Raw genomic sequence first — 13,379 nt, forward strand, 5'->3', positions numbered from 1 at the left:
GTCACCCGACCCTCCGCTCTGCCGTGCCGAGCATTGATGTGCTTTGGGCATATCGCCCCCCACTGTGGCAAGCCCGTCTCAGCCCGCCGACGCGGTCGCTGGACGCGGCGGGAACGGAGGCTGGCAGCTTCCACACCAATAGGTCGAGCGCGGCTGCGCACCCAGTATCCCGCGCTGAATGCGCTCCTCGCCGCAACGCAAGCAAGTCTGACCGGAACGTCCATAGACCCAGAGATGTCCACGGCGGTCCCTCGCGGTTCGGGTGGTCCGCGGTCCGCCCCCGAGATTCGCTGCCAGCAGAACGGCCGCTCGATGATAGAGTCCGAGCAGCCGTTCATCGCTCAACTGGCCGAGGCAGCTGAGCGGCGAAACGCGCTCGATGAACAGGACCTCGGACTTGTAGACATTGCCGATCCCGGCGGCGAGACGCTGATCCAGTAGCACATCGACCACAAGGGTCTTGGGTTCCAGCATCCGCCGTGCACGCTGAGCCAACTGCGCCGGCTCGATCGATTCGCTGATCAGGTCATGACCGAGCCGCGCGCGCTGATCGGCGAGACGGAAGCCCTGCTGCGTTAGCCACTCGACCTCTTTTGCGTTGAAACAGACGTACTCCCAGTCCTCGGCAAGCACACGGATCGCGGCCTGCCGCGCCGGCCGCCGCCAGGGCTCGCCTGGCCGATAGCGATGCCAGCTGCCGTAAAGACCCAGGTGGCTGCGCAACACCCGGCCATCCCCCAGCGTCACGTAGAGGTGCTTACCCTGTGCGCTGATCCGTTCGATTTCGGCCGGCCCGGACGATGCTCCAAGTGCCGGATGCAGCAGGATGCGTGCAACCTGCCGGCCTGCGAGCGCCGAATCCAGAAAGCGCGCGACCTTGGTGATGGTATCGCCCTCAGGCATCGATCATGAGTTCCTTAAGGGATCGAACGGGTCGACGCCATCGGCCGACCGACGGCCAAAAAAAATCCCCGCCGGAGGCGGGGAACACGACAAGGAGTCAGAGAGCTTCTTGCGAAGCTCAGTCGGTTCGAGGGCACCGACGACCAAAAGTTCGCCTAACCGGCCGCAAGAACGCCTCTGAAATGTAAGGATTTGGACTGCATCCCAACGATGCACAGCCGAAGCCGGCTCAATGCTTGAAAACCTGCTGTCTCATCGCGATTCTTGTGCTAATCTCGAAGATGACAGGACAGTCGGGCAGGCACCGCAGCCCCACCCCTTTGACGATGCTTGCCCTCGAATGGAGTGAGGATGGGCCGGCGAGCGACGCCGCGGCCTAGACCTCTAATGCCTTGTAATGGCCGCTGAACCGGCAAAGACGGCACAACAGGATGTACACAGTAGTCTTGATGACTGCCCCACGATCAGCCGCCAAGGCATCACCCACAGTAGACAGTGGACGAATCCCCGCAACTGTCTGCTGAGATGTAGCAGGTCGTGGGCTCAAGACCAGACAGGTTGCAATCATGGGGTCGAATGATCCCTAGCGACCGGCAGCAGCTGACCGATCACCGATGGCATCCTGGCTGCGGTCCGCGGAGGCGATCTCGATGGCTTATCGCCTGCGTAACCCTGCCAAGGCGCTGCAGGCTTGCGGGCGATTGATTAGTGCCCCGCGCAGCGCCCCATCCCACGAGGTAGTGAATGAGCGTGCGAATCTCTGGAGATTTTCTAGCCTTGGATCAGCGCATCAAGAAGCTGATCAACCAAAACGCCCAAGCGATTCAGGACAGTTTCCCGGGGCGTCGTTACGACATCCAAGCCCGCATCGCCGAAGAATTCGATCAGCTGAACGGGCACCGCGTCCGCGTTGAGCTGATCGCGATCTCCCCTGATCGTCAACAGATCATGGTCAGAGAAGCAAAGAAGAAGGCCGATGAGTCGATCAAATCGGCCTTCACGAGCCTGAAATCGAAACTGCGCCGCCTTGGCCTGAAGCGACCTCAGCAGCACACGACCCCTCCGGTCGCCTCGACCGTCCCGGCCACGAGCACCTAAAGCAGTCGCAGCTCCGACAGACCGGCATCGAGCTGCAGCACCTGTCCGGTGACGAGGCTGTTCCCGGTCAGCAGCCAACGCACCGCATCGGCAATGTCCTCCGGCGTCGCAATCCGCTTCAGCGGATGGCGGTCTGCAGCCGTCTGACGCTTCTCATCGCTGTTCAACAGCCTTCCCGCAAGCGGGGTGTCGGTGATTGTTGGTGCGACCGCGTTGACCCGGATGGCCGGCGCCCATTCGGCGGCGAGCGATCGCGTCAAACCCTCTACGGCCCCTTTCGCTGCGGCAACAGATGCATGGAACGGCATGCCGGTCCCAACCGCGACGGTGCTGAACAGCACGACCGCCGCACGATCGCTGCGTTTGAGCGGTTCAGACACGGCCTGCAAGGTCCGCACCGCACCCAACAGATTGAGATCAAGGTCGTCGCGCAGCTCCTGTTCGCGCAGCCGGGTGAAGGGCTTCAGCCGAATGCTGCCGGGGCAGTAGACCAGGCCGTCGAGCCGCTCAGGCAAGCACTCGGCCGGGAACGGCTCCTTGACCGCATCCCAGACGACGCCGCGAGCGCCGCTGACTGCAGGCACCTTATCCGCAGATCGCGAGAGATGGGTCACTTGATGTCCCTGCTCGATTAGGGACCTGAGCAAGCTTTCGCCGACGCCCGAGCTCGCGCCGACGATCAGGATATGGTTGGTCACAGGGGCCTCCGGTGATTGAACAAGCATTCAGCAGCTAGCGAGACTCTGTTCTGGACATAACATTTACAAGCCTGACCTCGTACCCATCTCTGTCAGACAACCTTTAGTCACAGCAGCGCGTTTACTGATGGTTAGGTCCAAATCGCCTCCGCGGCATATGCCGGCCTGTTGTGCTGCGCACGCCATCCCCAGGTTCGTCCTAACCGCAGGGCTCGTGCAAAACAGCGGAAACCCCGAGACCGATGGTCGCTGCCGGCAATGGCCGTGGGGTAGGAGCCCGCTTGCGGGCGATCTTCGCCGCCGTGAGCGCGGCCTGCTCGCCCGCAAGCGGGCGCCTACAGCGCTGAGAGCCAGCTGGCAGGAAAAGGGTCTTCGGCATTTCTGACGCGATGCACTCGCGACCAAACTCGAGCTGCTGTGCAATCGACATTCAACAACCCCCTGAGGAGATGACTAATGAAGATCGGGATCATCGGCGGAACTGGATTCGTCGGCAGTTACATCGTTGACGCGCTCGCCGGGCGCGGCCATGAGCTCCAAGTGCTCACGCGACCAGGAAGCGAGCATAAGCTCGAGGCCCAGCCGGGCTGCACCGCCGTCCACGGTGATGTCTCAGACGAAGGCGCGATCCGCGCCTGCCTGGACGGCGCCGACGCAGCGATCTATCTGATCGGCATCCTGCGCGAGCAGCCGCAGCAAGGCATCACCTTCGACGCCCTGCAGCGCCGCGGCGCGGAGCGCACGATCGGGATCGCAGAAGCGCTCGGCGTCGAGCGCTTCCTGCTGATGAGCGCGAACGGTATCGAGACCGCCGAGACCCCCTACCAGACCACGAAGCTGGCAGCCGAAGACCGGCTCAAGGCGTCGTCATTGCAATGGACCATCTTCAGGCCTTCGGTGATCTTCGGGCCGCCGCGCGGAAAGATGGAGTTCTGCACGCAGCTCAAGGCCGAGCTGATCGACAGTCCGCTACCGGCGCCGCTGTTCTTCGCCGGGCTGTCGGCCTTTAATGCGGGCAAGTTCGAGCTGGCACCTGTGCATGTCGAGGATGTCGCCGCAGCCTTCGCGTTGTCGCTCGAGCGTGACGAGACGATTGGCCGGACTTACGAGCTCTGCGGCCCTGACCCGGCGAGCTGGAAGGCGATCTTGAAGGCGATTGCGGCCGCGACCGGGAAATCGAAGCTGATGGTGCCGGCGCCAGCGATGGTGCTCGAGCCGGTCGCGTCGGTGCTCGGACGCTTCAGCTGGTTCCCCGTCACTCGGGACCAGCTGCGCATGCTGCTCGCGGGCAATACCTGCGCTGACGACGGGCTGGGTCAGCTGGGCATCACTCCAAGACGCTTCGATCAGACCTCCCTCGCCTATCTGGCCGAGAGCTGACGCCGGGCACGACGCCCGACGGTCAAGACGACTGCACGCTCGATTACACTATGGGGAAGCGCCGCTTCGGGGCAGCGGCGCCTCGTTCCTTCGATCAAGCCGCCGCCGGTCGGTGCTGATCGGCGCGCAGCTTCGGCGTGAAGTAGACATCGGCCTCGTCGAGGTCGACATCGTTGCCGGCCCCGTCCACCAATGGCTGCTCGAAGTCCTTCCAACCGCGCACGCCGGTCTTGAGTGAGACCACGTTGGTGTAGCCGAGCACCTGCATCGAGCTCGCCGCCAGGATGCTGCGGTGGCCGGAGCGACACACCACCACCACCTCGCGGTCGCGCGCCTGGACCAACTCAGGCTCGGTCTCTTCGTAATCCCATTCGCAGGCGCTCTCGAGGATGCCGCGCGGCACATTGATCGAACCGGCGATATGCATCGCCTCGAACTCGTACGGCTCGCGGACGTCCACGATGAGGAGATCCGGGTTCATCTCCAGCCGGTCGACGAGATCCCAAGGCATGATCTCGCCCACGTCGGTCAAGCAATTACTGATCAGTTGAAGAAAATTCTTCATCGATTCACTCCTTAACGACTATCGGCCAGGGTGCGGTCGTCACCCCGGGCCCGCTGTTCGGTTTTGACCCCTGTCGGCCGCACTGCCGTCGGCACCCGGCCCGATGTGTGGCTCGACCTGGGCTCCAGGCTCATTCGCGCTCGCACAGCCCCTGCTCAACGGCCAGCACGGCGGCCTCGACCCGCGAGCGTACGGCGAGCTTGCGCAGGATGGATTTCACATGCAGCTTCACGGTGCCCTCCGAGATCCCGAGCTCGTGGCCGATCACCTTATTGCTCTGACCACCGGCCAGATGGCAGAGGATTTCCATCTCGCGCGGGGTCAGATCGGAGAAGGCGACCGGCTTCTCGACGACCTGCTCTGGCTCCTGCCGCAGCGCCCGCGCCAAGGCCCCGGTCAGCTCCGGCGCGACGACCGTCCGCCCGGCCAGGATGCCCTCCAGTGCGGCCACGAGGTCGTCCGGTTCCATGTCCTTGAGCAGGTAACCGCTCACGCCGGCCTGCAGGGCCTCGATCACATCACGCTCATCGGTGCTCGTAGTCAGCATCGCAACCCGCCGGTCAATCCCTTGCTGACGCATCTTGCGCACCAGATCGATCCCGCTCTCGCCGGGCATCCGCAGGTCCATGAGCACCACATCAGGCGCGCAATCGCGAGCCAGCTGCAGGCCGACATCGCTCTCACCCACCGCGTCGATCACCTCGATCCCGCGGCGTTCCAACAGCTCCAGCAGGCCGATCCGAAACAGGGCATGGTCGTCGATCAAGAGCACGCGCATCAGCTGACCGGCTCCTCGGAGGCGCTGCGCGCGCTCGGATTGAACACGAGCTCGACCCGGGTGCCCTCGCCGGGCTCACTCTCGATGTGCAGCGCCGCACCGATGCGCCGCGCCCGTTCCTCCAGGATCGACAGCCCGATGTGCTCGCCGGGATGGCCGCTGCGTCGCGGGGTGCTGAAACCGACCCCATCGTCCTCGATCAGCAGCACGTACTCACCGGTGGACTCGCGGGTCAGCAGCACCCGTACCGTCTGCGCCTGCGCATGTTTGCGCACATTGGTCAGCGTTTCCTGGACGATTCGCATGATCTGCAATTCCTCGGCCGCCGAGAGGTCGAACGGACGGCAGCCCATCTGGAACACGCAATGCACGCCGGTGCGCTGGCCGAAGCGTTGGGTGATCTCTTCCAAGGTTGGCACCAGCCCGCGCCGATCCAATGGCGCCCGGAAGCTCGCCAGCAGCTCGCGCAGCTCGCCGTGGGCCTCGTCGATGCCGTTGCGGATGCGTCGCAGGTCCGCCTGTACCTCGGCGGAGAGCGTCTGCTCGTCGAGCCCCTCGGCCAGCATGCGCACCTGCAGGCGCAGGCTTGCGAGGGTCTGCGCGAGCGAGTCATGCAGCTCGTGGGCGAGCGAGCTGCGCTCCTCAAGGATCGACAGCCGACGGGCCTCGTGGTCGGAGCGATACTTGGCGATCGCCACACCGATATGCTGGCCGATGGTCGCCAGCAGATCGAGGATGTCCTCGCGGCGGCTGATGCCGGGGCGCTCGATGAAGATGCTGTAGGCGCCGAGCAGCTCATCATGGTGCTTGAGCGGCACCGTCACGACCTCGAGCTCATCGCTGTCGAACATGCGCCGACCGTAGACCCGCGAGCAATAGCGCAGGTCGTTGTCGCAGACGATCTCGCCCGGGCAGAGCACGGTGCCGCACAGACAGAGATCGACCGGCGCCATATCCTGCTCGCGGACCAGATCGTCATCGAGCCCGATCGAGCCGACCAGGCGCGGACTCCCATCGGGCGCCACCAGCCGCACCGTCGCCGCGCGGCCATTGACCATCTCCTTGAGCGTGCGCAAGAAGCGTACCAGGAGCGCATCGACGCTCTCGGCCTGGGCGATTTCGGCAGCGACGTCGTAGAGGATCTTGAGCGAGGCGGTCTTCTGCGCCAGCCGCATGGTCTGGCGCGCGACCCGGGTGTCCATGTCCTCGTAGAGCTCGGTCAGCTCGGCGTTCAGGGTGCCGATATCGCGCGCCATACCGTCGAGCACGCCGACGTTCGACAGCGCCCGGCTCGCGCCCGGTTCGCCCTGACAGACGCGCGCGACGGTGTCCTCCAAGCTCACCAGCGGAACCAAAAGCTGGGTCTTGAGCCGGATGCCGGCCAGTATCACGGCCGCGATCCCTGCCGTCAGGAAACCAAAGCATAGCCATTTCGGCCAGCTCTGGACAGGCAGCGCGATATTGACCAGCAGCAGCATCAGCGCGCCGAGCAACGCTAGTACCACCGTCGCGAGCGGCCAGGCAAGCCGCGCGGCGACGAGGATCTGCCAAACGCGTCCACGCGGGCCAGCCCCGGCTGCCTGGCCGCTGTTCGCTTCCGCGCCGGCACGCCCGCTGCGCTCGGTGCGCGTTGCCGATGATGCGCCGGCGTGACCGGACAGCGACGCGACGCGGGACCTCGCACGGATAGCCGATGCGAGCCGCAATGTCATGGCCGGGCTCCCGGCCGGCGCGGTGCGCCATTCTCTGCCGGTTCGATCTCGCGCTCGCGCTGCTGCAGCTCCCACATCGCCGCATAGGCACCGCCCTGCTCAAGCAGCGCCCGATGTCCGCCTTGCTCGATCACCCGACCGCGATCCATCACCAGGATGCGGTCGGCATCGACCACGGTCGAGAGCCGGTGCGCGATCACGAGCGTCGTGTGGTTCTCGGCGACCTCGGCCAGGGTCTGTTGGATCGCCTGCTCGGTGCGGCTATCCAGCGACGAGGTCGCCTCGTCGAAGATCAGGATGCGCGGGCGCTTGAGCATCGCACGCGCGATCGCGACCCGTTGCTTCTCGCCACCGGAGAGCTTCAGGCCCCGCTCACCAACCACGGTCTCCCAACCGTCCGGCAGCCCTTCGATGAACTCGGCGATGTGGGCCAGCTCGGCCGCGTGCCTCACCTCCTTCTCGCTCGCGCTCGGTCGCCCGTAGGCCAGGTTGTAGCGGATGGTCTCGTTGAACAGCACCGTGTCCTGCGGCACCACGCCGATCGCCGCCCGCAGGCTGTCCTGGGTGACCGCGCGGATGTCCTGGCCGTCGATCAGGATGCAGCCCTGCTGCGGATCGTAGAAGCGGAACAACAGGCGCGCGAGCGTCGATTTGCCGGCGCCGCTGTGCCCGACCACCGCAACCGTCTCCCCGGGCTCGATGCGGAAATCGACCTCGTGCAGGATCGGACGCTCCGGCTGGTAGCGGAAGCCGACATGCTCGAAGCGCACTGCACCCTGATCGAGCGCCAGCGCCGGCGCATCCGGCGCATCGGTGACCTCGGGCTCGCGATCGAGCAGCTTGAACACCAGGTCCATATCGGCCATTGCATACTTGATCTGGCGATAGACGATGCCAAGGAAGCCGAGCGGGATGAACAGCTGCAGCATGAAGGCATTCACGAGCACCAGATCGCCGATGCTCATGCTGCCGCTGACCACACCCTGCGCTGCATAGAACATGATCAGGGTGACCCCGAGCGCGATGATGCTGCCCTGGCCAAAGTTCAGCAGCGACATCGAGCTCTGACTCTTGACCGCGAGGTCTTCCCATTCGGCGAGGGTCCCATCATAGCGATCGAGCTCGAGCCGCTCGTTGCCGAAGTACTTGACTGTCTCGTAGTTCAGCAGGCTGTCGAACGCACGGGTATTCGCCTGCGAGTCCAGCACGTTCATCTGGCGTCGATAATCCATCCGCCATTCGGTGATCGCGAAGGTGAAGCCGATGTAGACCACCACGGTACCGAAGGTGACCAGCGTGAAGATCAGGTCGTACTTGGTCAGCAGTACCGCGGCGACCAGTGTGAACTCGACCAGCACCGGGATCACGCTGAACACGAGATAGTTCAGGATCGTCGCGATCGAGCGCGTTCCCCGCTCCAGATCGCGACTGACGGCCCCGCTCTGTCGGCCTAGGTGATAGCTCAGCGAGAGCCGATGCAGGTGCGTCAGCACCCGGGTCGAGAGTCGGCGCATCGCCCGGAAGCGCACACGCGCAAAGACCACATCGCGCAGCTCATTGAACAGCGAGTTGCCGAGCTTGAGCGCGCCGTAGGCCAAGAGCAGACCGACCGGCAGCGCCAGCGCGGCCCCATTGGCCTGCTCGAAGGCGTCGACGATATCCTTGAGCACCATCGGCACGCCGACATTGGCAAGCTTGGCCAGGACCAGGCAGCCCAATGCCATCAACGCCCTGCCGCGAAACTCCGCGAGATAGGGCAACATGCCGCGAAGATTCTGGCTGTCGCGCCGATCGGTGTGGACGCGCTCGGTCGCAGCGTGGATTCGAATCATGATCGGGGGCGGTTGGATAGGCTCATGGTCTGCTAACGGGCCAGGGTCAGGGCCGTCTGACCCGATGCGCTGAGGTCTGCGTTGAGGTCAGTGGCGTCAATCCCACCTTGGTAGGTGCCAGAGTCCGTGCCGTTCGGGCGTGGCAAACGATCCATGCAGCGGGCGCGGCGCAAGCCATCCCGCAACCAGAAGTGAGGACGAATGATGTCAGAACCCATGCTCGAAGGCACCGGCTGCAGTATGCACGAGCCCTACGCGCTACAGGTGCTCGGGCCGGACATGGAGCCGGAGTTCCCGGACAAGTGCGTCGTGATCATCGAGCCGACCGAGCAATGCCGCAGCGGGATGTATGTCTTCGCCGAGGTCGAGGGCGTGCGCTGGTTCCGCCAATACCGGCGCAACGCGGATGGCCGGGAATGGCTGTTGCCGCTTGATGAGCGCTTCCCCTCAATCGAGCTGACAGGGCTTGACTGGAAGGTGCTCGGCGTGATCATCCAACGCAACATCCGTCGGTCGATCAAGCATTACGAATACCTGGACGCCGGCGAGCCGGCGAGTGCGCCACAGACCGCGATCGATGCGGTCGACATCACCCGGGAGAACGCATGAGCCATGACCGAGCCGACGCCGTGGAGCTCGCCAGCGATGAAACGGGACTCGCGCCAGACGGCTTTCCAGAACGATGCCCCTACGGCCCGGAGCAGGCGCTCGACAAGCATTACTACCCGCAGCCGCGAGACTGAGAGCGTCTGCCCTGCCTCGCCGCCGTTCAGCGCCTGATCGAACCCCCTGAGCGAACCCCTTACTCGAGGCTCTTCGAGACCACCTCGTAGACGTCGTTGGAGAGGCCCTCGACCTCGAGGATGCGCTCGAGCTGGGCGCGCATCTGCTGCTGGCGGCCCGCGTCGTAACGCCGCCAGCGCGTCATCGGATACAGCAACCGTGAGGCGATCTGCGGATTGAGCGGGTCCAACTCGAGGATGCGGTCACCAAGGAAACGATAGCCGCCACCGTCGGCCGCGTGAAAACGGACTGGATTTCCGGATGCAAAGGCACCGATCAGTGCGCGCACTCGATTCGGGTTTGTCAGCGAGAACGCCGGATGCTCGAGCAGTCGCTCGACGCGCGCCAAGGTATCCGGGCGGCTGCTCTGCGCCTGCAATGCAAACCACTTATCCAGGACCAGCGGTTCATCTGCCCAACGCTCGTAGAACCCGGCCAACGCCTGCTCGCCAGCGGCAGCGGTCTCCGCATCAGGGGCCTCGAGCAGTGTTCGCAGCGCAGCGATCACATCGGTCATGTTCGCTTGTCCGTCGAACTGCCGCTGCGCCTGCTCCAGGCCTTGGGCATCGCCGGCCCGCACCAGATAGGCGAGACAGAGATTCCCCAGCGCGCGCCGACCCATCGCGGCATGGCTCAGGTCGAAGCCCTCTTCGCTGCGGGTCCGCGCATAGACGGCCTGCAGCTCAGCGGCCAGACCGGAGCCGATCGCCGCCGCCAACGCCTGGCGCACACGATGGATGCCGTCGACATCGACCACCGTCATCTGCTCGCCGAGGTAACCCTCGGACGGCAGCGTCAAGACCTCGGCGAGCAGCGCCGGATCGGCCGTCTCATCCTGTAGAGCCTCCCTGAACGCGTCCAGAAAAGACGCTGGAACCGCCGTGGTCGCATCATCGACCATTGCCAGTAGAACCCGCTGCGCCAGCGTCTGCGCGGCGTCCCAACGATTGAAACCGTCGCTGTCGTGCGCCATCAGGAAACTGAGCTGCTCCTCGGTGTAGGGGTAGCACAGCTGGACCGGTGCCGAGAAACCGCGAAGCAGCGACGGGACCGGTCGCGTGGCGCAACCGAGGATCTCGAAGCGCTCGACCGGCTGGCGCAGTGCTAGGATGCGCGTACCAGGCGCCGGCGGTTGGGATTCGCCCGCGAGCTGCACGGGCATGTCCCGGCCTTCGGCATCGACCAAGCCTAACGCCAACGGGATGTGCAGCGGCTGCTTTTCAGGCTGCCCTGGCGTGCTGGGCGTGTGCTGACGCACCTCGAGCCGATAGGTCCCGGTCGCGGCATCGTAGTCATCCTCGCAGTCGAGCTGCGGCGTTCCGGCCTGGCTGTACCAGCGCCGGAACTGGGTCAGATCGATGCCGCCGCCCTCCTCCATGCAGGCGACGAAATCGTCGGTCGTCACCGCCTGACCGTCGAAGCGCTCGAAATAGAGGTCGGTCGCCTTTCGGAAGCGTTCCGGGCCGAGCAGGTTGGCCTGCATCCGCACCACCTCGGCGCCCTTCTCGTAGACGGTCGCGGTGTAGAAGTTGTTGATCTCGATGTAGGAGTCGGGACGCACCGGATGCGCCATCGGCCCCGAGTCCTCCGGGAACTGACGCGCGCGCAGCAGGCGCACGTCCTCGATGCGCTTGACCCCGCGCGAGCCCATATCGGCCGAGAACTCCTGGTCGCGATAGACTGTCAGCCCCTCCTTCAGGCTGAGCTGGAACCAATCACGGCAGGTGATGCGGTTGCCGGTCCAGTTGTGGAAGTACTCGTGGGCGACCACGCCCTCGATGCCGGCGAAATCGGCATCGGTCGCGGTCTCGGGCCGGGCGAGGATGTACTTGGCGTTGAAGACGTTGAGCCCCTTGTTCTCCATCGCGCCCATGTTGAAATGACTGACGGCGACGATATTGAACACGTCGAGATCGTACTCGCGACCGTAGCGCTCCTCGTCCCAGCGCATCGCCTTGATCAGCGAGCGCATTGCATGGTCGCACTTGTCCTCGTTGCCCGGCTCGACATAGATGCACAACGGGATCGCGCGGCCCGAGGCGGTCGTGAACCGGTCCTCGACCGCGACCAGATCGCCGGCAACGATCGCGAACAGATAGCTCGGCTTCGGGAACGGGTCCTCCCAGTGCACACAGCGGCGGCCGTCCGCGAGCGTTTCCTCGCCAGCCGGATTACCGTTGGAAAGCAGCACCGGGTAGCGCGCCGGATCGGCGACCAGACTGACCCGAAACCTGGCCATCACGTCCGGCCGATCGAGAAAATAGGTGATACGGCGAAAGCCCTCGGCCTCGCATTGGGTGCAGAGCATCCCGCCGGAGACATAGAGCCCCTCCAAGGCGGTGTTCTCGGCCGGGTTGATCCGCACCCGCGTCTGCAATCGGCACCGGTCCGGGACCCGGTGCACCAGCAGGTGATCGTCCTCGAGCTGATACTCAGCCGGGGTCAGCGCCCGGCCGTTCAGGCTGATCGCCTCGAGCGCGAGGTGCTCGCCATCGAGGCGGAGATCGCCGTTGCCACGCGTCGCAGCCGGGTTGCGGCGCAGACTCAGCTCGGCGTCGACAGCGGTCTGCTCGGCATCCAGCTCGAGTCTCAGCGACACATCGTCGATCAGGAACTCCGGTGGCTGGTAATCGCTGAGGCGGGTAACAGGCGGCGTAGTGCGGTACATCGGCGTGCTCGGTGGCTGCTAGGATGGGGAAACGGAACCGAGGTAGGCTCCAACGGCAGGCCCTTGGCGGCTCTGGTCCGATTATGACAGTCTTGGGTGATCCGGCCGCGTTGGGCCGATTTCAAGCAGCCTGCGCCGCCAGCGACTGCCTGGCAGGATACAGGGGCCAGGTGCATCCAAATCCAGGCCGAATCGATGGCCGAGGAGTTGAGAGGGGCCGCAAGCTGCCCAGATTAGAGGAGGTAGCATCACAATCATGCCCATCGTGCAAATGTACGCGACCGCATTCTGTCCGTACTGCGTGCGCGCGCGCAGGCTGCTCAAGCGCAAGGGTGTCGAGTTCGAGGAGATTCGGGTCGATCAGGACCAAGGCGAGATGCGGGCCATGATTCAGCGCAGTCAGCGCACGACGGTGCCGCAGATCTTCATCGCCGACCAGCACATCGGCGGTTATGACGATATGGCCGAGCTGGACCAGGCCGGCAAGCTCGATCCACTGCTGAGAGAGCCATGACGGCGAAGGACCAGACAGCGCCCGGCAGCGAGGGCCAGCGGCTGGACAAATGGCTTTGGGCCGCTCGCTTCTTCAAGACCCGTCCGCTCGCGGTCGAGGCGATCAACGGTGGCAAGGTCCATGTCGACGGCCAACGGGTCAAGCCGGGCCGAACCGTGCGCCCAGGCACGCGCCTGACCATCCATAAGGGTCAGCTCGAATGGGAGATTGAGGTCAAGGCGGTCTCGAAGCAGCGTCGGCCGGCGAGCGAGGCGGCTCTGCTGTTCACCGAGGACGAGGCCAGCCGACTGCGGCGCCAGGAGATCGTCCAACAGCGGCGCGCCGAGGCTCCAATCAAGCGCTCGGAACGGGGGCGACCCACCAAGCGCGATCGGCGGCGCCTCGAAGAGCTCACCGGCCGCTGACTTGGACAACGAGGACGGCACAACCAACGATCGGGGCGGGCGTC

General features: G+C 64.8%; 13 protein-coding genes. 6 read left to right on the forward strand and 7 right to left on the reverse strand.

Annotated features, from left to right (window positions below; all coding sequences use genetic code 11):
• Positions 1 to 78: 78 nt before the first annotated feature.
• Positions 79 to 903 carry a DNA-formamidopyrimidine glycosylase family protein gene (locus tag CKO40_RS12410; protein ID WP_200346534.1) on the reverse strand — a complete coding sequence of 275 codons (825 nt, stop codon included), beginning with the start codon at positions 901 to 903 and terminating at the stop codon, positions 79 to 81.
• Between the two features lie 744 nt (positions 904 to 1,647).
• On the opposite strand from CKO40_RS12410, the gene CKO40_RS12415 reads away from it, so the two are divergent.
• Positions 1,648 to 2,001, forward strand: a complete 354-nt coding sequence (locus CKO40_RS12415) for a Fis family transcriptional regulator (protein ID WP_200346535.1) — start codon at positions 1,648 to 1,650, stop codon at positions 1,999 to 2,001.
• Here CKO40_RS12415 and CKO40_RS12420 read toward each other — a convergent pair.
• On the reverse strand, positions 1,998 to 2,699 hold the full coding sequence (locus CKO40_RS12420) for an SDR family NAD(P)-dependent oxidoreductase (protein ID WP_338074168.1): 702 nt from the start codon (positions 2,697 to 2,699) through the stop codon (positions 1,998 to 2,000). The genes CKO40_RS12415 and CKO40_RS12420 overlap by 4 nt on opposite strands.
• A gap of 456 nt (positions 2,700 to 3,155) precedes the next feature.
• On the opposite strand from CKO40_RS12420, the gene CKO40_RS12425 reads away from it, so the two are divergent.
• Positions 3,156 to 4,079, forward strand: a complete 924-nt coding sequence (locus CKO40_RS12425; protein WP_200346537.1) for an NAD(P)H-binding protein — start codon at positions 3,156 to 3,158, stop codon at positions 4,077 to 4,079.
• Between the two features lie 94 nt (positions 4,080 to 4,173).
• On the opposite strand, the gene CKO40_RS12430 is transcribed toward CKO40_RS12425, so the two are convergent.
• The 4 genes from CKO40_RS12430 to CKO40_RS12445 all read right to left on the reverse strand — a co-directional run bounded on the left by CKO40_RS12430 (position 4,174) and on the right by CKO40_RS12445 (position 8,966).
• The gene (locus CKO40_RS12430) at positions 4,174 to 4,644 is read right to left on the reverse strand and encodes a rhodanese-like domain-containing protein (protein WP_200346538.1); all 471 of its coding nucleotides are present in this window, start codon (positions 4,642 to 4,644) and stop codon (positions 4,174 to 4,176) included.
• Positions 4,645 to 4,774: 130 nt separating this feature from the next.
• Positions 4,775 to 5,422, reverse strand: a complete 648-nt coding sequence (locus CKO40_RS12435) for a response regulator (protein ID WP_200346539.1) — start codon at positions 5,420 to 5,422, stop codon at positions 4,775 to 4,777.
• Positions 5,422 to 7,134, reverse strand: coding sequence for a GAF domain-containing sensor histidine kinase (locus tag CKO40_RS12440; RefSeq protein WP_200346540.1), 1,713 nt, complete (start codon positions 7,132 to 7,134; stop codon positions 5,422 to 5,424). The genes CKO40_RS12435 and CKO40_RS12440 overlap by 1 nt, the downstream gene beginning before the upstream one ends.
• On the reverse strand, positions 7,131 to 8,966 hold the full coding sequence (locus CKO40_RS12445; protein ID WP_200346541.1) for an ABCB family ABC transporter ATP-binding protein/permease: 1,836 nt from the start codon (positions 8,964 to 8,966) through the stop codon (positions 7,131 to 7,133). Before CKO40_RS12445 ends, CKO40_RS12440 begins: the two co-directional genes overlap by 4 nt.
• Before the next feature lie 204 nt (positions 8,967 to 9,170).
• Between CKO40_RS12445 and CKO40_RS12450 the strand changes: the two genes are divergently transcribed.
• Positions 9,171 to 9,575 (forward strand): S24 family peptidase, encoded by a 405-nt coding sequence (locus CKO40_RS12450; protein ID WP_200346542.1) that lies wholly within the window; start codon positions 9,171 to 9,173, stop codon positions 9,573 to 9,575.
• On the forward strand, positions 9,572 to 9,709 hold the full coding sequence (locus CKO40_RS12455; protein ID WP_200346543.1) for a DUF29 family protein: 138 nt from the start codon (positions 9,572 to 9,574) through the stop codon (positions 9,707 to 9,709). Before CKO40_RS12450 ends, CKO40_RS12455 begins: the two co-directional genes overlap by 4 nt.
• Positions 9,710 to 9,768: 59 nt before the next feature.
• Here CKO40_RS12455 and pepN read toward each other — a convergent pair whose 3' ends face one another.
• Positions 9,769 to 12,417: an aminopeptidase N gene (gene pepN, locus CKO40_RS12460; protein WP_200346544.1), complete on the reverse strand. Its 2,649-nt coding sequence runs from the start codon at positions 12,415 to 12,417 to the stop codon at positions 9,769 to 9,771.
• 256 nt (positions 12,418 to 12,673) lie between these two features.
• Between pepN and grxC the strand changes: the two genes are divergently transcribed.
• Together grxC and CKO40_RS12470 are read left to right on the forward strand one after the other, a co-directional pair.
• Complete coding sequence (grxC, locus tag CKO40_RS12465) at positions 12,674 to 12,931, forward strand: glutaredoxin 3 (RefSeq protein WP_200346545.1); 258 nt, start codon at positions 12,674 to 12,676, stop codon at positions 12,929 to 12,931.
• Positions 12,928 to 13,335 carry an RNA-binding S4 domain-containing protein gene (locus tag CKO40_RS12470; protein WP_200346546.1) on the forward strand — a complete coding sequence of 136 codons (408 nt, stop codon included), beginning with the start codon at positions 12,928 to 12,930 and terminating at the stop codon, positions 13,333 to 13,335. Before grxC ends, CKO40_RS12470 begins: the two co-directional genes overlap by 4 nt.
• Positions 13,336 to 13,379 lie beyond the last annotated feature (44 nt).

The organism is Halochromatium glycolicum, assembly GCF_016584085.1.
Lineage (GTDB): Bacteria > Pseudomonadota > Gammaproteobacteria > Chromatiales > Chromatiaceae > Lamprobacter > Lamprobacter glycolicus.